The 17232-nt window shown below is 64.3% G+C and carries 19 protein-coding genes; 9 read left to right on the forward strand and 10 right to left on the reverse strand.

What is annotated here, in order from left to right:
• Positions 1-80: 80 nt before the first annotated feature.
• Both SB764_RS03445 and SB764_RS03450 read right to left on the reverse strand, forming a co-directional pair.
• Complete coding sequence (locus SB764_RS03445) at positions 81-839, reverse strand: helix-turn-helix domain-containing protein (RefSeq protein WP_410862670.1); 759 nt, start codon at positions 837-839, stop codon at positions 81-83.
• A 179-nt stretch (positions 840-1018) separates the two neighbouring features.
• Positions 1019-1486, reverse strand: coding sequence for a universal stress protein (locus tag SB764_RS03450; RefSeq protein WP_410862672.1), 468 nt, complete (start codon positions 1484-1486; stop codon positions 1019-1021).
• Between the two features lie 356 nt (positions 1487-1842).
• On the opposite strand from SB764_RS03450, the gene SB764_RS03455 reads away from it, so the two are divergent.
• The gene (locus SB764_RS03455) at positions 1843-3393 is read left to right on the forward strand and encodes an MFS transporter (RefSeq protein ID WP_065058941.1); all 1551 of its coding nucleotides are present in this window, start codon (positions 1843-1845) and stop codon (positions 3391-3393) included.
• A 223-nt stretch (positions 3394-3616) separates the two neighbouring features.
• On the opposite strand, the gene SB764_RS03460 is transcribed toward SB764_RS03455, so the two are convergent.
• On the reverse strand, positions 3617-4207 hold the full coding sequence (locus SB764_RS03460) for an acyl-homoserine-lactone synthase (protein ID WP_065058940.1): 591 nt from the start codon (positions 4205-4207) through the stop codon (positions 3617-3619).
• Positions 4208-4374: 167 nt separating this feature from the next.
• Between SB764_RS03460 and SB764_RS03465 the strand changes: the two genes are divergently transcribed.
• On the forward strand, positions 4375-4695 hold the full coding sequence (locus SB764_RS03465; RefSeq protein WP_065058939.1) for a helix-turn-helix transcriptional regulator: 321 nt from the start codon (positions 4375-4377) through the stop codon (positions 4693-4695).
• Here SB764_RS03465 and SB764_RS03470 read toward each other — a convergent pair.
• Positions 4679-5383 (reverse strand): helix-turn-helix transcriptional regulator, encoded by a 705-nt coding sequence (locus tag SB764_RS03470; RefSeq protein WP_065058938.1) that lies wholly within the window; start codon positions 5381-5383, stop codon positions 4679-4681. The genes SB764_RS03465 and SB764_RS03470 overlap by 17 nt on opposite strands.
• Before the next feature lie 537 nt (positions 5384-5920).
• Complete coding sequence (locus tag SB764_RS03475; RefSeq protein ID WP_065058937.1) at positions 5921-6358, reverse strand: DUF3005 domain-containing protein; 438 nt, start codon at positions 6356-6358, stop codon at positions 5921-5923.
• A 313-nt stretch (positions 6359-6671) separates the two neighbouring features.
• On the opposite strand from SB764_RS03475, the gene SB764_RS03480 reads away from it, so the two are divergent.
• Complete coding sequence (locus SB764_RS03480; protein ID WP_065058936.1) at positions 6672-6905, forward strand: hypothetical protein; 234 nt, start codon at positions 6672-6674, stop codon at positions 6903-6905.
• 149 nt (positions 6906-7054) lie between these two features.
• Positions 7055-7978 (forward strand): serine O-acetyltransferase EpsC, encoded by a 924-nt coding sequence (epsC, locus tag SB764_RS03485; RefSeq protein ID WP_065058935.1) that lies wholly within the window; start codon positions 7055-7057, stop codon positions 7976-7978.
• A gap of 64 nt (positions 7979-8042) precedes the next feature.
• Here epsC and folE read toward each other — a convergent pair whose 3' ends face one another.
• On the reverse strand, positions 8043-8705 hold the full coding sequence (gene folE, locus SB764_RS03490; RefSeq protein WP_205991861.1) for a GTP cyclohydrolase I FolE: 663 nt from the start codon (positions 8703-8705) through the stop codon (positions 8043-8045).
• A 114-nt stretch (positions 8706-8819) separates the two neighbouring features.
• Entirely contained in the window at positions 8820-9743 is a 924-nt protein-coding gene (locus SB764_RS03495) for a LysR family transcriptional regulator (protein WP_205991862.1), read from the reverse strand.
• A 359-nt stretch (positions 9744-10102) separates the two neighbouring features.
• Between SB764_RS03495 and SB764_RS03500 the strand changes: the two genes are divergently transcribed.
• The 5 genes from SB764_RS03500 (at position 10103) to pcaC (ending at position 14194) form a co-directional block, all read left to right on the forward strand.
• Complete coding sequence (locus SB764_RS03500) at positions 10103-10804, forward strand: 3-oxoacid CoA-transferase subunit A (protein ID WP_074985751.1); 702 nt, start codon at positions 10103-10105, stop codon at positions 10802-10804.
• Between the two features lie 17 nt (positions 10805-10821).
• Positions 10822-11481 carry a 3-oxoacid CoA-transferase subunit B gene (locus SB764_RS03505; RefSeq protein WP_065058932.1) on the forward strand — a complete coding sequence of 220 codons (660 nt, stop codon included), beginning with the start codon at positions 10822-10824 and terminating at the stop codon, positions 11479-11481.
• A 127-nt stretch (positions 11482-11608) separates the two neighbouring features.
• Positions 11609-12988: a 3-carboxy-cis,cis-muconate cycloisomerase gene (locus SB764_RS03510; protein WP_410862675.1), complete on the forward strand. Its 1380-nt coding sequence runs from the start codon at positions 11609-11611 to the stop codon at positions 12986-12988.
• Between the two features lie 4 nt (positions 12989-12992).
• Positions 12993-13784: a 3-oxoadipate enol-lactonase gene (gene pcaD / locus SB764_RS03515; RefSeq protein ID WP_410862677.1), complete on the forward strand. Its 792-nt coding sequence runs from the start codon at positions 12993-12995 to the stop codon at positions 13782-13784.
• Positions 13781-14194: a 4-carboxymuconolactone decarboxylase gene (gene pcaC / locus SB764_RS03520; RefSeq protein ID WP_410862679.1), complete on the forward strand. Its 414-nt coding sequence runs from the start codon at positions 13781-13783 to the stop codon at positions 14192-14194. Before pcaD ends, pcaC begins: the two co-directional genes overlap by 4 nt.
• Positions 14195-14216: 22 nt before the next feature.
• Here the strand turns inward: pcaC and SB764_RS03525 are convergent, their stop codons facing one another.
• From SB764_RS03525 to SB764_RS03535, 3 genes are all read right to left on the reverse strand, one after another.
• Complete coding sequence (locus SB764_RS03525) at positions 14217-15317, reverse strand: NAD(P)/FAD-dependent oxidoreductase (RefSeq protein WP_410862681.1); 1101 nt, start codon at positions 15315-15317, stop codon at positions 14217-14219.
• A 2-nt stretch (positions 15318-15319) separates the two neighbouring features.
• Positions 15320-15568: a hypothetical protein gene (locus SB764_RS03530; RefSeq protein WP_410862683.1), complete on the reverse strand. Its 249-nt coding sequence runs from the start codon at positions 15566-15568 to the stop codon at positions 15320-15322.
• Between the two features lie 234 nt (positions 15569-15802).
• Entirely contained in the window at positions 15803-17131 is a 1329-nt protein-coding gene (locus SB764_RS03535; RefSeq protein WP_065058927.1) for an aspartate aminotransferase family protein, read from the reverse strand.
• Between the last annotated feature and the right edge of the window lie 101 nt (positions 17132-17232).

The raw sequence follows: 17232 nt of genomic DNA on the forward strand, positions 1-17232 counted from the left end.
CGGCGTGCCTGAACGCTGTCAGGAGGCCGTAAACGGCAGCGCGCCGCCTGATAGAGGGCGGCGCGCGGAGAACGAAGGCCTTACAGGTGCCGCAGCCCTTCGATATCGATAATGCGGATGAGCTTGCCCTGCGCGTCGATCAGGCCGCGCTTTTGAAATCTTGACAGCGTGCGGCTGACGGTTTCGAGCGTCATGCCGAGGTAGCTGCCCATGTCCTCGCGCGTCATGCGCAGGTTGAATTCGGCGTGCGAATAGCCGCGCTGGCCGTTACGTTCGGAGACATCGAGCAGGAAGGCGGCCACGCGTTCGTCGGCGGACAGCGAGCCCAGCACCATCATTTGCGACGATTCGCGGATCAGCTGTTCGCTCATGAGCCGGTGCAGGCGGTCCTGCATGGCGCTGGTTTCACGGCACATATGCTTGAGCGCCGGGTAGGGGATGATGCAGACCGAACTGTCTTCGAGCGCGACGGCGCTGCACGTGTGGATGTCGGTGCTGATGCCGTCGATACCGAGCGGATCGCCTGCGAGACGCAGGCCGGTGACCTGCTCGCGGCCGTCGCGGTGCGCCATGACGGTCTTCAGCGAGCCGGAACGCACGGCGTAGAGGCTGTCGAACGGGTCGCCGGCGCGGTAGAGGGATTCGCCGCGGCGCACGCTGCGCGCGGTGCAGATGAGCGCTTCGAGCTTGGGCAGGTCGTCGAGCGCGAGACCCTGGGGCATGCACAGATGACGCATCGCGCAACTCGAGCAACGCGCCGAGGAGCGCGGGCTTGTCACTGGTGCGCGGCTGCCGCGCCTCACGGTGGTGGTATGAGTAACGACGGTAGGGGTCAGCATTTGCACGCTCCTTTAATCGGTTTCGGAGCATTCTCCCACCAGGGTTGAATCTCAAAATGGCGGCAAAAGGACGCGCTTTTGAGATGAACCCGCTTGCGCCTTGTCAGAAGGCGCTTTCGCGGCAAATGACAAGGCGCAAGTGCTACCTGAAATGCATGATTTATTCGATTATCTCGATATTATTCCGGGATATTAACCGCGCCCGCGGCGCTCGGAATCAGCAATACCGGCAACGTCGATTGACGCACGCAGCGTTCGGCCACGCTGCCGAGAATCAGACGCTGAAAACCGCGACGTCCGTGCGTGCCCATGACGATCAGATCGGCGCCGCTCGTCTTGGCCGCATCGAGCACGAGTGTCGGCACGTCGTCGAGCGAGGAGGCTTCGCCGGTCAGCATTTCGCCGGACACGCCGCGCTCGCTCATCAGCTTGTTCATTTCCTCGGCGAGTTCGTTGCCCTGGGCGATCATCTGATTGCGCAGGATCGACGGGTCGTAACCGGGCGCGTCGAAATACATCGGCGTGTTTTCAACGACATAGAACGGTTGCAGCGTCGAACCCATCGCCTTGGCGAGTTCGAGCGCGGCTTCGAATGCGCGGCGCGACGTTGCGCTGCCGTCCACCGCCACCAGGATGCGTTTGTACATGGAACCTCCGCGTAAATGAGCCCGAAAACAGGCGCGGCTGCGCGCATCCGGACATCGGCGGCCGGTGCGGCATCTCGCGATCTGCAATGAGCTTAAAGGATCACTGACAAAGATGCAGTGTCGCTGTATGAAAGATGGAAGGCGAGTGCAGTCGGATCAAGACCTCTGCGTCAGACGGCCACGTGCAGCATCTGTCAGGATAAACTGACAGATGCTGCACGTTCCGCTTAATGGTCTGGTTGCGCGCACACCGTCAGGCCGCTATCGTTGCGTCTCTCTAGTCCTTGCGCGCCGCAGCAATCCCCGCCGTGACCTCTACCCACACTCCTTTGCCGTTTCGCGACGCGCTACTGGCCATGCTCGGCATCGGCCTCGTCAACATGCTGGTCGCGCTCGATCAGACCGTCGTCAGCACCGCTTTGCCCTCGATCGTCGCCGAACTGCACGGTTTCGAGTACTACGCGTGGATCGCCAGTGCCTATCTGCTGGCCTCGGTGGTGACGGTGCCGGTGTTTGGCCGTCTCGGCGATTACTTTGGCCGCAAGCGCTTCGTGCTCGCCGCCGTGATCGTGTTCACCGTGGCTTCGGTGCTGTGCGGACTGGCGACCGACATGCCGTTTCTCGCGGCCGCGCGCGCGTTGCAGGGCGTGGGCGGCGGCATGATGGTGGGCACCGCGTTCGCGTCGATCCCAGATCTCTTTCCCGATCCGCGCGCCCGCGTGCGCTGGCAGGTCGTGATGGCGGCCGCTTACGGTATCGGCACGGCGGCGGGGCCGTCGCTGGGCGGCTGGCTCAGCGAGCATTTCGGCTGGCGCTCGACCTTCATGGTCAATCTGCCGGTCGGCGTGCTGGCGCTGTATTTCATCTGGGCGCATCTGCCGAACTATCGCCATGCACGCACCGGCGAGGTGAAGATCGACTGGACCGGCGCGGCGCTGGTCGCGGTCGTGCTCGGCGGCTTTCAGACCGTGATCGAAGGCGTGCCGAAGGACGGCTTCACGACCGGCAATCTCGCCCTGATCGCGCTGGTGGCGGTGGGGGCAGTGGCGTTGCTGATCTGCGAGCGGCGCGCGACGCATCCGATCATCCCGCTCGACCTGTTTCGCGATCCGCAGCTCGTCACGCTCTTCACGCTCTCGGTCCTCTCGGGCTTCGTGATGTTCTCACTGATCTTCTTCGCGCCGCTGCTGCTGCAAGGCGGCTTCGGCCTGTCGCCGCAGGTCGCGGGGCTGCTCGCGACGCCGATCGCCGCCTGCATCGCGCTCGGCAGCCTCGTCAACACGCGCATCGTGATTCACCTGAAGAAACCCACGTCGATCCTGACCGTGGGTTTCGGCCTGCTGGTGGTGGCCTCCGTGGGCCTCGCGTTCGCGACGCGCACGACGGCGCATCTGTGGCTCGAACTGTCGATGGGCGCGGTCGGCATCGGCCTCGGCTTTATCCTCAACAATCTGAACGTGTTCGGCCAGGAGATCGCCGGGCGCGAACGTTTCGGCATCACGACGGCGCTGCTGCAATCGACGCGCATGGTGGGCGGCATGCTCGGCACGAGCGTCGTCGCGACGATCGTGAACCATCGCTACGCGGCCGGCATCGGCGACGCGCTCGCGGTGCTCGGCGCGCCGGGCGCGGCCCGCTGGCAGCCGCAGCTGTCCGACCCGCGCGTGCTGATCGATCCGGCGTTGCGCGACGGCCTGACCACGCAGATGAAGGCCGCGGGCCTCGATGGCGCGGCGCTCATCGAGGCGGTGCGGCACGTGCTGGTCGACGCGATTCACCTCGGCATCGGCCTGACCGGACTCGCGGCGCTGCTGGCGGCGTTGTGCGTACGCCGCATTTCGCACATCCGGTTTGGCAAATCCGCCACAAAAGCGGCGCCGGCCAGTTCGCCGGCGCAGCCCGAATGACGGTAAACGGCCGTCGCAAAATCGACGAGCGCCGATAAAACGGTTGCCGTGCGGTTGCCGTGTTCCCCGGATTTACGTGCCAGGCTCGCCCGCTGCGACGGTTTTCTGCCGTCTTCGACGCAATTCGTCAGACAAAAGCGTATGATGCCTGACGCCTGCGTCGCGAGCCTGGGCGCGAAATCCGGGGTGGCCGGGGTGTTTTCGGAGACTTTCGAGGCGCGCGTCAGGCGGCCGCGGCCATCGGTCCGAAGATCGCGTTATGCGTCTGCTCGCTCATGGCGATGTCGAGCGCGACGGCATTTTCCACGCCGATGCGCATCGGCGCGCCGAGGCGGGTGATCTCCATGCCGGTGCGGCGCAGCATGCGTTCGATCGGCGTGGTGGTCACCGTCACATAGCGCGAAATGCCCATGCGGTCGGCGAACTGGATCGCCGATTGGATCGCGTGCATGGTCAGTTCGGCGAAGCCAAAAGCCTGATCGTTGCCCGTTTCGATGGCAAAACGGCTCAATTCCCAGATATGGCGGCCCGTGGGCGCCGATTCGCCGTGCAGCAGCTGCGGGAAGGTGTCGCGCAGCATGTTGGGACCGTCCGTCGGCATCAGGCGCCAGCAGCCGCGCACCTGCCGCTCGTCGTCCTGGATCAGCATGTAATGCGGGCCGAGCGCGTCGTACCCGTCGATTTCCATGCCGGCGATGGTGGGAATATCCCAGCCCATCCGGTCGCGGAAAACCCGCGCCCGCAGTCGGTACATCTCGTTGATGTCTTCGTTGGCGAACTCTTGACGCAGTCCGATCCGGATCGCAGCTTGCATGACAACTCTCCCTTGAACTTGTGGAGGGGCAGCGGTATGGATCGAAAGCTATGCGTTATGAATATAAAAAAACACCTATCCAGATAGGTAGGTGCGCAGGGAGGGTCAGTTCTGGCGAATGGCTGGGCGGCAGTCACTCATCAGGCATATCTGACAGCGAGGTCAAAATGGAACTTCTGGACAATCATCAATGGCAGGCAGGCACGAATTCCCTTCATAACGCGGGGGACCTGTCGTCGGTAATCGACCGTGTCCTGATCATCGCGTATCGGAAAAAGAAGAAGGAAAGCCAGCGCCGCTTCTGGGCGCGTTTCGGCGTGACGCAGTCGCGCGGCAGCCGTTTCGAATCGGGCGCGGAGATTCCGCCGCCGGTGTCGATCCTGCTGGGTCTGTACTTCAACAAAACGATTTCGGACGGCGATCTCGGCCGTGCGGAGCGCGTCCTGCGGCGTCCCGAGGCGCCGATGATGCTTAGCCCGGGTCAATAAGACCCATCTGCGTCGCAATCACGGCTGCCGCGCGCCGTGAGTTCACGCCGAACTTCCCGCGGATATTTTTCATGTGGAAGTTCACGACGGCCTCGGAACAATTGAGGATGTGCGAAATCTCCCAAGTGGACTTGCCGAGGGCAGTCCACTTGAGGCATTCCTTTTCGCGCGGCGTGAGCTTGGGAACCAGCGACTGGGCGTGATCGTTCAGGTGACGCTGGCTCGTGTCGAGCACGAGATCCCGCAGCAGGACAAGGTTCGGCAGCGCACGGTTGACGTCCTGCCAGAACTTGTCTGACGGGTTAACATCGTTGACGAAGCACAGCATGCCGGTTTCCTGGCGCGGGCCATGGATCGGCAGCGTAATGCCTGCACGCAGCCCATGCGAGCGGGCTTCTTCATACATGGTTTGCTGCTGCTCGGTGGCAAACAGTTCCGGCGACCAGATCAGCGGCGACGAGCGCGTGGTGCAATGCGTCACCGTCGGGTCGAAATACGCCATCCCATGGTCGTTATAGGTCTGACGCCACGCGGCCGAGTAATTCGTCCGGATGAACGCGTCCTCGAGCCGCATGCCGGCGCGCGGCAGGATCGCCAGCATGACCTGGCCGAAACCCCACGAAACGGCGAGCTGAGACACCGCGTCGAACCACGCGGCCTCTTCGGGCGCGTCGAGCACGGGCGACATCTGCTCAATGAAATGTAGAGGCACGTCAACACTCTCCGTCTGCGGTGGGCCAGTCCGCTACCAGCGCCCGGGCGGGCACTGGCCTCGCTTCTTATGATGTAACAATTTATCACTAAATTCCGTAATGCTCGCCTTTATCCCCCGGCGCTGTGGGCTTTGCGCCAGGGGTTTGCCCGCCTTTCGGGAAAATCCCTGGCGAGTAATTCACCGTCGACTGAACAAAAGTGCCGCTGCGCGCGAGCCGCGACCCGCTTTCGTCGCCGAAAAACGGCACTGGATTTCCGCTTTCTTTACCGATTCTGTAATTCGCTTAATCAAAATCGGTAATAAAGCAGCGAAGGCGGCGGGATTTTACCGTCGAAGCCGCGGCGCGCGAATGGCAAAAATGACAGACAGGGTTAAGTGGACGGCAGTTTTATGCCGTTTAAGGTGGGTCAATTACGTTTTTGACCGACATTTTTTAATCGGCGTTCACGCGCGCATGACAAAACCGCATGACGAAATCATGTCGTCATGCGCGCGACGGGCTATCCGCCGTTACGTTTTACGATGCAATTCGACGATGCGCGTCGGTCGCAGATGATTGATCGCGTAATGCAGACGCCCTGGGCTGCGGCGCGTACCGCGCTCGGGTGAATCGGCGAACTGCTCGTCGGCGGCGACAGGCGATGCCGGCGGCGCCATGCCCTTGTCGACGGCTTCGAAATCCGCCTGCGGCGCGAACGGATGACGATGCGCGCCGCCGCGGCTGTCGAAACCCGCGAGGCCGTCGTTCGCTTCCGGCATGCTGTTGTCGAGCGTGGCGTTGCTCGTGGTGACTTCGTCGGGGCCGATGTGGCCGGCGCCTGCGAGGCGCGCGGCTTCGCGATTCTTGCCGTCGGTGTCCACCGTGCTGTCGTGCGTGCGGTCGTTGTGCAGTTCGGCGCTGCGCGGTTGCGCGGTTTGCGCGGCATCGGTTCGGTCGGATTGGTTCATGATGCCCTCCGTGAAAGAGGCGGGGCCGAAAACAGCAGGCCGGGTCAACCCCGTTTCAGCAACTGGCGTTCCACGTCTTTCTGGACACTGGAATCGGACCGAAAATCAAGCCGGTACGCCAGGAGAACGCCTCCAGCGATTTTGCATTTTTTTCGTTGGATCGCCGTATTTCCTCGGAGTATGATCCTCTTTCAACGAGTTGGCGCGCTTTAGATTAACGGCCTGAAATCACGGCCGGGCTGTGGCTTTGCCGCATCGATTCTGCACGCGCCTGACAATAATCGAACGAGGCAGTCAGGGGCGGACGAGACACATGCACTTCGACGCTGCATTCACGCATCGCGGTTACCTGCTCAACTGTGCGCCGGCGCGTGCTGGCGACGGTACGTATCAACCCTATGTCGTGATTTCGCGTTCCAGCGACGGCGAACTCGTTGCCAATCGTTTTTTCCCTTCCGATCTCCGTTTTAACGACGAAAGCGCCGCTATCGCGCACGCACGCGACTGGGCCGTGCGCTGGATCGACGCCAGCAGCGTCACGCTCTGACACTTCCCGCACGTTCCGCGCAGTTTTCGCGCGGCGACTGAATCCGCACGCCACGCCACGGCGGACCTCGGCGAACTCTCTCGAAAAGCGGTAATCTCTGGGGTCGATACACTCCTCTGTGCGGCCCAAGTCGCCGCCTGCGCATCACCATGTCCACACCTGCCAGCCCCGACTGGGGCCTCGAACAGATCGTCGCCGACCTGCGCGCGTCGCGCGAGGAACGCCACCGCACGCGCCATCCGCTCGGCATCCGCGAATTGCCCTCGCGCGACGCCGTCGGCAATATCGTGCAGGGTCTGCGTGCCGCGTTGTTTCCAACGCATTACGGCGCGCCGGACCTGACCGACGAGAGCGTCGATTACTACGTCGGCCATACGCTGGAAAGCACGCTGCGTCTGCTCGCCGAACAGATCCGCCGCGCGCTGCGTTTCCTGCCCGAGTACGCCGACGCCGCCGACGACGTGCTGCGCAAGCGCGCCTTCGAAGTGGCGCGCGAGTTCGGCCATCAGTTGCCGGGCATTCGCGCGCTGCTCGTGAGCGACATTCAGGCGGCGTTCACGGGCGACCCGGCCGCGCAGCACATCACCGAAATCCTGCTCTGCTATCCGGGCGTCTGGGCGATGACGCATCACCGGCTCGCGCACGCGCTGCATCGTCTCGGCGTGCCTTTACTCGCGCGCTTCATCAACGAGATCGCGCATTCGGCGACCGGCATCGACATTCACCCCGGCGCGCAGATCGGTCCGAGCTTCTTCATCGACCACGGTACGGGCGTGGTGATCGGCGAGACGGCGATCATCGGCGAGCGCGTGCGCGTCTATCAGGCGGTGACGCTCGGCGCGAAGAGTTTTGCGGCCGATCTCGACGGCACGCTCGTGAAGGGCAACGCGCGCCATCCGATCGTCGAGGACGACGTGGTGATTTACGCGGGCGCGACGATTCTCGGCCGCGTGACCATCGGCAAGGGTTCGGTGATTGGCGGCAACGTGTGGCTCACGCATAGTGTGCCGCCGGGCAGCAGCGTGCGCCAGGGCAAGATCCGCGAAATCGAGCGCGGCAACGACGGGCAGTAAGCGTAAGAGCCGTGCGCAAAAACGCGAAGGACGCCGCGAGCGCGGCGTCCGTCTGATCGCTCGATCAGGTATTCGCCACGCTCATCGCGCCGGGATTGCCGACGATGGCGAGAAACTCGCGGCGCGTGGATGGATCGGTGCGGAAGGTGCCGAGCATGCGCGACGTGACCATCGACACGCCCGCCTTGTGCACGCCGCGCGTCGACATGCATTGATGCGCGGCTTCGAGAATCACGCCCACGCCCTTGGGCTGCAGCACGTCGTTGAGCGTGTCGGCGATCTGCGCGGTCATCTTCTCCTGAATCTGCAGACGCTTCGCGAAGGCGTCGACGAGACGCGCGAGTTTCGAAATACCCACCACGCGATGCTCGGGCAGATACGCCACGTGCGCGCGGCCGATGATCGGCACCATATGGTGTTCGCAGTAGCTCTCGAAGCGGATGTCCTTCAGCACGATCATCTCGTCGTAACCGTCGACTTCCGAGAACGTGCGCGACAGGATCTCGCGCGGATCGAGCTGATAACCCGCGAAGAATTCCTCATAGGCGCGCACCACGCGCGACGGCGTATCGATCAGACCTTCGCGCGTGGGATCGTCGCCGGCCCAGCGCAGCAGGACGCGCACGGCGTCTTCCGCTTCGCTGCGCGACGGACGCGCGGCGATCTCGACGGCGTCCTTCGACGCGCGTTTCTTGCCTTTCTTTTCAGTGTTCTTTGTGTCGCTCATGCATCGGCTCCGGTCATGTGGCCGACGCCCGCTCGGCGCGCCACGAACGCGCATTGTTTCATGAATCCTGCGTGACCGTGCGAGCGCGAATGTGCGAACGCGCGGCGGCCGCGCTTACTTCGGCCACTCGTCCATCGCGTCGTTGAAGAGTTCGGCAACGACGCTGCGCAGCCACGCGCCGCGCGGCGCATTGTGATACTTGCGATGCCAGTGCTGCTTGAGATCGAAACGCGGCAAGGTCAGCGGCGGCTCGACGAGCGTGATCGACGCATGCTCGGAGACGTACGCGAAGCCGATCGCGTGCGGCACCGTCGCGATCAGGTCGGTGCGCGTGAGAATGAACGGCAGGCTCATGAAGTGGGGCGTTTCGAGCACGGCGCGGCGGCGCAGGCGTTTCTTCTCCAGAAAATGCTCGAGCACTTCCTGGCTGCGTCCTTCGGCGCGGACCACGGCGTGACCGAGCGCGAGAAATTGTTCGAGCGTGATCGGCTTGCCCGCGAGCGGGTGCTGGCTGCGCATCAGGCAGATGAAGCGATGCGTGAAGAGCCGCTGCTGGAAGAAGTTATTGCCGCCGAGGTCGGGAAAGTAGCCCACGGCGAGGTCGATGTCGCCCGATTCGAGCCCGCGCTCGACCTGACTGGGCGGCAGCGACACCGAACGCAGATTCGCATGCGGCGCGCGTTTGGCGAGCATTTGCAGCAGCCGCGGCAGAAACACGATTTCGCCGACATCCGACAACGCGATCGAAAACGTATGCGTGCTGGTGGCCGGATCGAAGGCCTGATCTTCGAGCATGCCTTTTTCGATGCGGATGAGCGCGTCGCGCGCGGCGGGAATCAGCCCGAGCGCGCGCGGCGTCGGTTCCATGCCGCGCGAGGTGCGCACGAACAGCGGATCGCCGAAATACTCGCGCAGCTTGCCGAGCGCCGTGCTCACGCGCGGCTGGCTCACGCCGAGCCGTTCGGCGGCGCGGCTCACGTTGCGCGTGTCCTCCATCGCGACGAGATAGGGGATCAGATTCAGGTCGAGGTCTTGCATGAGAAGCGCGCGAGCAGCGCCGCACTATGTCTAAACGGGATAAACCATAGTGCAAACATGCCGATTCGAGATATTGGGGTATGTGCCCGGGCGAGGTGGGCGGGTCGGGCGGATCGACGCCACCTTGCCGCCGCGCACAGGCATTTCGGTGCATTGTGAGATGCCGATGCGCGATATTTCCGCCGACGAATCGACGCGCTTTCGCGTTCGACCTAAGGAAGTCCCGCCTTGACAATCGCGCCTGGGCACTCCGATAATGCGCTGGACGTTCGCTAAACGAATCAGTGTTCGTATATAGAACTTTTTCGCGATCGAGTGGCGTGGACTTTCCGCGATGCGCATCGCTTTCAGGAACAGGCATGATCAACAAGATTTTCGACTCGCTTCAAGCCGCCGTCGCCGACATTCAGGACGGCGCCACGGTGATGATCGGCGGCTTCGGCACGGCCGGCATGCCGGCGGAACTGATCGACGCGCTGATCGCGCAAGGCTCGCGTGAGCTCACGATCGTGAACAACAACGCCGGCAACGGCGACACGGGCCTCGCCGCGCTGCTCAAGGCCAAACGCGTGCGCAAGATCATCTGCTCGTTCCCGCGCCAGACCGACTCGTACGTGTTCGACGGTCTCTATCGCGCCGGCGAAGTCGAGCTGGAACTCGTGCCGCAAGGTAACCTCGCCGAGCGCATCCGCGCGGCGGGCGCCGGCATCGGCGGTTTCTTCACGCCCACGGGCTACGGCACGAAGCTGGCCGAAGGCAAGGAAACCCGCCTGATCGACGGTCGCCATTACGTGCTCGAAGCGCCGCTGCACGCGGACTTCGCGCTGATCAAGGCGTACAAGGGCGATCGCTGGGGCAATCTGGTCTATCGCAAGACGGCGCGCAATTTCGGCCCGATCATGGCGAGCGCGGCGAAGGTTGCGATCGCGCAGGTGTCGGAAGTCGTCGAACTCGGCGCGCTGGACCCCGAAAACATCGTGACGCCGGGCATTTTCGTGCAGCGCGTCGTTGAAGTGCCGCAGCCCGCGCAAGCCGCGCTGCAAGCCGCTCAGGCCGCCTGAAGCTACGGAGTTATGCAATGAAACGGTTGAATCGCGACGAAATGGCTCAACGCGTGGCTCAGGACATTCCTGAGGGCGCTTATGTGAATCTCGGCATCGGCGTGCCGACGCTGGTGGCCAACCACCTCGATCCGAGCAAGGAAATCTTCCTGCACAGCGAGAACGGTCTTCTCGGCATGGGCCCGGCGCCCGCGCCCGGTCTGGAAGACGACGAACTTATCAACGCAGGCAAGCAGCACGTCACGCTGCTGACCGGCGGCGCCTTCTTCCATCACGCGGACTCGTTCGCGATGATGCGCGGCGGCCACCTCGACTACTGCGTGCTCGGCGCGTTCCAGGTGTCGGTGAAGGGCGACCTCGCGAACTGGCACACCGGCGCACCGGACGCCATCCCCGCCGTGGGCGGCGCGATGGATCTCGCGCTCGGCGCGAAGCAGGTCTTCGTGATGATGGAACTGCTCACGAAGCAGGGCGAAAGCAAGCTCGTGAGCGAATGCTCGTACCCGGTCACGGGCGTGGGCTGCGTGGGCCGCATCTACACGGACCTCGCCGCCTTCGACGTGACGCCGGACGGTCTCGCCGTGCGCGAGATCTATTCGGATATCGACTTCGACGCGCTGCAGAAGCTTGCCGGCGTGCCGCTGATCGACGCGACGCAGAATCGCCGCGCGGCGTAAACTGCGGCAACGCGCGCACTTCTCGCAGATGAACACCAGCGTGGCGCGGGTCCGGCGGCAATAGTCGCCGGGCGCCGCGCCATCTGCGTTTGCGCGCATCGCATCCATACTTTTTTCATATCGATCCATGATTGAACGCCTGACGAGCCTCATTTGCGGCACCGAGCCGATGAACGCCGCGTGGTCGACCGAGGCCACGCTCCAGCGCATGCTCGACGTGGAAGCGGCGCTCGCGCGCGCGTCGGCGCTGCATGGCGTGATTCCGCAAGCGGCCGTGGCGGCGATCGTCGCGACGTGCCGCGCGGATCGTCTCGACGCCGATGCGCTCGCACGCGACGCCGCACTCGGCGGCAATCTGGCGATTCCGCTCGTCAAGCAATTGACCGCGCGCGTGAAAGAGGCCGATCCCGAGGCCGCGAAATACGTGCATTGGGGCGCGACGAGCCAGGACATCATCGACACGGCGACCGTGCTGCAACTGCGCGACGCGCTCGCGCTGATCGACACGAGTCTCGACGCCACCTGCGCCAATCTGGCCGAACTTGCCCGCGCACACCGCGCGACGCCCGCGGTCGGGCGCACGTGGCTGCAGCAGGCGCTGCCGATCACGCTCGGCCTCAAATTCGCGCAGTGGCTCGATACGCTGCTGCGTCATCGCGAGCGCCTTGCGGCCTTGCGCGAACGTGCGCTCGTGCTGCAATTCGGCGGCGCGGCGGGCACGCTCGCGAGCTTGCGCGACGCGGGCGCGAAGGTGAGCGCCGATCTCGCGAAGGAACTCGGCCTCGCGCAGCCCACGCTGCCGTGGCATACGCAACGCGATCGCATCGCCGAAGCGGCGGCGTTCTTCGGCATGCTGATCGGCACGCTCGGCAAGATCGCGCGCGATATCTCGCTGCATATGCAGACCGAGATCGGCGAACTCGGCGAACCGGCGGCGGCAGGCAAGGGCGGTTCGTCCACCATGCCGCACAAGCGCAATCCGGTCGGTTGCGCGGCGGTGCTCACGGCGGCCACGCGCGCGCCGGGACTCGTCGCCACCGTGTTCGCGGGCATGGTGCAGGAGCACGAGCGCGCGCTCGGCGGCTGGCAAGCCGAATGGGACGCGCTGCCCGAACTCGCGCGTCTCGCGGGCGGCGCGCTCGCGCAGATCGAACAGATTTCAGGCGGTCTCGAAGTGCGCACCGAACGTCTCGCGGCCAATCTCGACGTCACGCACGGGCTGATTCTCGGTGAGGCCGTGATGCTCGCGCTCGGCGACCGCATCGGCCGCCTCGACGCGCATCACCTCGTCGAAAAGGCCTCGAAACAGGCGGTGCAATCGCAACGCACGCTTTACGACGTGCTCGCGGCCGATCCCGCCGTCACGCAGCATCTAGACGAAAATCGTCTTGAAGCGCTGCTCGACCCCGCCAATTACGTGGGCGAAGCGCACGCGTTCGTCGACGCGGTGCTCGCGTCGTACGCCCAGCGCTCGCCCCATTCTTCATCGCAGACTCATCAGGAGTAACCGCATGCCTTATGCAGCCGTCAACGACACGCAGCTGTTCTACCGCATCGACGGTGCGCAGGACAGCACGGCGCCGTGGCTGGTTCTGTCGAACTCGCTCGGTAGCGACGTATCGATGTGGACGCCCCAGCTCGTCGAATTCTCGAAGCATTTCCGCGTCCTGCGTTACGACACGCGCGGTCACGGTCATTCGGCCGCGCCGCAAGGTCCGTACACCATCGAGCAACTGACCGGCGACGTGATCGGCCTGCTCGATCATCTCGGCATCGCGCGCGCGCATTTCGCGGGCGTTTCGATGGGCGGTCTCACGGGCGTGGGCCTCGGCGCGCGTTTCGCGGACCGCATCGACCGTCTCGTGCTGTGCAACACCGCCGCGAAGATCGGCACGCCGGAAGTGTGGGTGCCGCGCGCCGCGAAAGCGCGCGCCGAAGGCATGCTCGCGCTCGCCGACGCCGTGCTGCCGCGCTGGTACACGCCGGAATTCATCGCGCGCAACGCGCTGGTGATGTCGCAGGTGCGCGACGTGTTCGTTCACACCGACAAGGACGGCTACGCGTCGAACTGCGAAGCCCTCAACGCCGCCGACCTGCGCGGCGAAGCGCCATCGATCAAGGCGCCGACGCTCGTGATCTCGGGCACGCACGATCTGGCCGCAACGCCCGCTCAAGGCCGCGAACTGGCGGAGTCGGTGCCGGGCGCGCGCTATGTCGAACTGAATGCCGCGCACATCTCGAACGTCGAGCTCGCCGACGAATGGAACAAGGTCGTGCTGGCCTTCCTGCAGGAGTCGAAATGAACGAAGACGATCGTTACGAAGCCGGCCTGAAAGTGCGCCGCGCGGTGCTCGGCGACGCACACGTCGACCGCTCCATCGCGAACCGCACCGATCTGACCGAAGAATTCCAGAAGCTCATTTCGCGCTACGCGTGGGGCGAGATCTGGACGCGCGAAGGTCTGCCGCGTCACACGCGCAGCCTGCTCACGATTTCGATGATGGTGGCGCTCAACCGCAACGAGGAACTCGCGCTGCATCTGCGCGCCGCGAAGAACAACGGCGTGACGCGCGACGAAATCAAGGAAGTGCTGCTGCAAACGGCGATCTATTGCGGCGTGCCCGCGGCCAATTCGGCGTTCCATCTCGCCGATCGCATTTTCCGCGAGGAAGACGCGGCTCCGGCCGAGGGTTCGCAAGGTAAGCAAGGCTGATTGCCCAGCAATCGGCGCAGGTTTAGTCCATCGACGGAGAGTTCACGCCCAGCACTTCGTGCAGGTGTGTGCTCGTCGTGGTGTATTGCAGATGGATTTTCTTCTCGGGAAAAACGTGGCGCGCCGCGCCAAACGCGGCGAGTGCGGTTTCGTGAAAGCCCGAGAGAATCAACTTCTTCTTGCCCGGATACGTGTTGATATCGCCCACGGCGAAGATGCCCGGCACGCTCGTTTCGAAGCGCGCCGTATCGACGGGCAATTGCTTGCGGTCCAGTTCGACGCCCCATTGCGCGATCGGCCCGAGTTGCGGCGAAAGGCCGTAAAACACGAGCAAATACTCAAGTTCGAGCGAGCGCGTGACGCCGTCGCCGCCCGTGACCTTGATGCGTTTGAGCACGCCGTCATCGTCGTCGAAGCCGGTGATCTGGCCGACGATCGCCTGCATGCGCCACGCTTCGCATAGCGTGCGCATCTGCGCGACCGACGCGGGCATGGCGCGAAACTGCTCGCGCCGGTGCAGCAGAATCACGCTCTGCGCGACGTCGACGAGACGCAGCGCCCAGTCGAGCGCCGAATCGCCGCCGCCGCAAATCACGATGTCCTTGTCGCGGAACTGTTCGGGGTCGCGCACGCGATAGAACAGTTGCCGGTCCCGATAGCGTTCGATGCCGCTCACTTTCAGCGTGCGCGGCTGAAACGATCCCACGCCCGCCGCGATGAACACGGTCTTCGTGAGGAATGCCGTGCCTTTCGAGGTCTGCACGAAAAAGCGTCCGTCGCCGCGCCGCTCGACGATCTGCACTTCTTCGCCCAGATGAAACGTCGCGCCGAACGGCTCGATCTGCTGCATCAGCGAATCGACGAGTTGCCGGCCCGTGCAAACCGGAATCGCCGGTATGTCGTAAATGGGTTTGTCGGGATAGAGTTCGGCGCATTGACCGCCGACCACGGGCAGCGAGTCGACCACGTGGGCGCGTATGTCGAGCAGCCCGAGTTCGAAGACCTGGAAGAGGCCCACGGGACCGGCGCCCACGATCAGCGCATCCGTTTCGATGGGCTGATCGTGCGCGGCGGCGGGCCGGGAAAGGGCGGTCTCGGGCGGACGTTCGGCGCCGTCGGTCATGGTCACTCCTCGGGATTGCGCTCGGCCACGTAATGTTTGAGGACGGCGAGCACGGCGGCGTCTTCGGCGCGGCTCGCTTCGTCGCTCGCGGAACCGGCTTCGGCTTCGTCGCCGAACAGCGAGGCGGGCGCCGCGATGGTTTCGATTTCGTGGCCTTCGCGGAACACGCGGATTTCGAGTGTCGACGCGAGATATTCGGCCACCCAGTGCACGCCTTCGATATGCGTTCCCACGCGGATCGGTGTCTTCATCGCGATGCCTCCGGCCGCTGCCCGCGTGCGGCCCGGCAGCGCAATGATGTGTCGATAACCTCACGATACGCCGATGGCGCGGGTCTTGCCTGAACCTTGCCCAAACCGTGCGCGAACCCGGTCTGAGCGTGCCGAAGTCGCGCAATCGCCGCGCGGGCGGCGAAAAAAAAGCGGCCCGAAAAGGGCCGCCCGATGGCGTTGCGCACCGCGCCGGAGCGCGGCGGCGAAGCTGCGTTATTGCACCGTCGCGAGCACGTCGCGCACGGTGCCGAACAGACGCTCGATCTCTTCTTCCGTGACGACCAGCGGCGGCGAGAACGCCAGAATGTCGCCGGTGAAGCGGATCAGCACGCCCGCTTCGAAGCACTTCACGAACACTTCATAGGCGCGCGCGCCCGGTGCGCCGTCGCGCGAATCCAGTTCGATGCCCGCGACGAGGCCGAGATTGCGGACGTCCTTCACGTGCTTCGCATCGCGCAGCGCGTGCGCCGCGGCTTCGAACTTCGGCGCGAGCGAATTCGCGCGCTCGAACAGCCCTTCGCGGCGATACAGATCCTGCGTGGCGATCGCGGCGGCGCACGCGAGCGGGTGCGCCGAATAGGTGTAGCCGTGGAAGAGTTCGATCGCGCCCGGCGCGCCGCTGTTCACGACCGTGTCGTGGATCGTGCGGCTCACGGCCACGCCGCCCATCGGCACGGCGGCGTTGTTGATCGCCTTCGCCATCGTGATGATGTCGGGCGTCACGCCGAAGTATTCGCTCGCCGTGGCTTTGCCGAGACGGCCGAAACCGGTGATCACTTCGTCGAAAATCAGCACGATGCCGTGCTTCGTGCAGATCTCGCGCAGGCGTTGCAGATAGCCTTGCGGCGGAATCAGCACGCCCGTCGAACCGGCAACCGGCTCCACGATCACGGCCGCGATGGTCGACGCATCATGCAGCGCGACGATGCGTTCGAGGTCCTCGGCGAGATGCGCGCCCCACGCCGGCTGGCCCTTCGAGAACGCGTTGTGTTCGAGGTTGTGCGTGTGCGGCAGATGATCGATGGCGGGCAGCAACTGGCCCGAATACGCCTTGCGGTTCGGGCCGATGCCACCAACCGAAATGCCGCCGAAGCCCACGCCGTGATAGCCGCGCTCGCGGCCGATCAGCTTGGTGCGCTGGCCTTCGCCGCGCGAACGGTGGTAGGCGAGCGCGATCTTCAGCGCCGTATCGACCGACTCCGAACCCGAGTTCGTGAAGAAAATGCGGTCGAGCCCTTCGGGCATGATCTCGGCGACCTTGCTGGCCGCTTCGAAAGCGAGCGGGTGGCCCATCTGGAACGTCGGCGCGAAATCGAGCGTGCCGGCCTGCTGGGCGATGGCCGCGACGATTTCCTCGCGCGCGTGGCCCGCGTTCACGCACCACAGACCCGCGCTGCCGTCGAGCACCTCGCGGCCGTCGGTCGTGCGGTAATACATGCCCTTGGCCGATTCGAGCAGGCGCGGCGCGGCCTTGAACTGACGGTTGGCCGTGAACGGCATCCAGAACGACGACAGGTCGTCGATGACGGGGCGCGAAGTCATGGGTGTTCTCCTGAGGTGGTTTGACAGACTCTATCGCCGGGGCTTGAAGCGCGGCAGATACAGTCTCTATACTGCGCTGATAACTGTGCTGGACAATTTGT

The sequence above is a fragment of the Paraburkholderia sp. SIMBA_027 genome (assembly GCF_046535315.1).
Lineage (GTDB): Bacteria > Pseudomonadota > Gammaproteobacteria > Burkholderiales > Burkholderiaceae > Paraburkholderia > Paraburkholderia tropica.

Bases quoted from the DNA above. Each gene is read 5' to 3' on its own strand.
- SB764_RS03495 (WP_205991862.1), bottom strand. From the start codon at position 9,743: ATGCAAGACCTCGACCTGAATCTGATCCCCTATCTCGTCGCGATGGAG.
- SB764_RS03475 (WP_065058937.1), bottom strand. From the start codon at position 6,358: ATGAACCAATCCGACCGAACCGATGCCGCGCAAACCGCGCAACCGCGC.
- epsC (WP_065058935.1), top strand. From the start codon at position 7,055: ATGTCCACACCTGCCAGCCCCGACTGGGGCCTCGAACAGATCGTCGCC.
- SB764_RS03525 (WP_410862681.1), bottom strand. From the start codon at position 15,317: ATGACCGACGGCGCCGAACGTCCGCCCGAGACCGCCCTTTCCCGGCCC.
- SB764_RS03530 (WP_410862683.1), bottom strand. From the start codon at position 15,568: ATGAAGACACCGATCCGCGTGGGAACGCATATCGAAGGCGTGCACTGG.
- SB764_RS03480 (WP_065058936.1), top strand. From the start codon at position 6,672: ATGCACTTCGACGCTGCATTCACGCATCGCGGTTACCTGCTCAACTGT.
- SB764_RS03510 (WP_410862675.1), top strand. From the start codon at position 11,609: ATGATTGAACGCCTGACGAGCCTCATTTGCGGCACCGAGCCGATGAAC.
- pcaD (WP_410862677.1), top strand. From the start codon at position 12,993: ATGCCTTATGCAGCCGTCAACGACACGCAGCTGTTCTACCGCATCGAC.
- SB764_RS03445 (WP_410862670.1), bottom strand. From the start codon at position 839: ATGCTGACCCCTACCGTCGTTACTCATACCACCACCGTGAGGCGCGGC.
- folE (WP_205991861.1), bottom strand. From the start codon at position 8,705: ATGAGCGACACAAAGAACACTGAAAAGAAAGGCAAGAAACGCGCGTCG.
- SB764_RS03460 (WP_065058940.1), bottom strand. From the start codon at position 4,207: ATGCAAGCTGCGATCCGGATCGGACTGCGTCAAGAGTTCGCCAACGAA.
- SB764_RS03500 (WP_074985751.1), top strand. From the start codon at position 10,103: ATGATCAACAAGATTTTCGACTCGCTTCAAGCCGCCGTCGCCGACATT.
- SB764_RS03505 (WP_065058932.1), top strand. From the start codon at position 10,822: ATGAAACGGTTGAATCGCGACGAAATGGCTCAACGCGTGGCTCAGGAC.
- SB764_RS03535 (WP_065058927.1), bottom strand. From the start codon at position 17,131: ATGACTTCGCGCCCCGTCATCGACGACCTGTCGTCGTTCTGGATGCCG.
- SB764_RS03450 (WP_410862672.1), bottom strand. From the start codon at position 1,486: ATGTACAAACGCATCCTGGTGGCGGTGGACGGCAGCGCAACGTCGCGC.
- SB764_RS03465 (WP_065058939.1), top strand. From the start codon at position 4,375: ATGGAACTTCTGGACAATCATCAATGGCAGGCAGGCACGAATTCCCTT.
- pcaC (WP_410862679.1), top strand. From the start codon at position 13,781: ATGAACGAAGACGATCGTTACGAAGCCGGCCTGAAAGTGCGCCGCGCG.
- SB764_RS03455 (WP_065058941.1), top strand. From the start codon at position 1,843: ATGCTCGGCATCGGCCTCGTCAACATGCTGGTCGCGCTCGATCAGACC.
- SB764_RS03470 (WP_065058938.1), bottom strand. From the start codon at position 5,383: ATGTCGCCCGTGCTCGACGCGCCCGAAGAGGCCGCGTGGTTCGACGCG.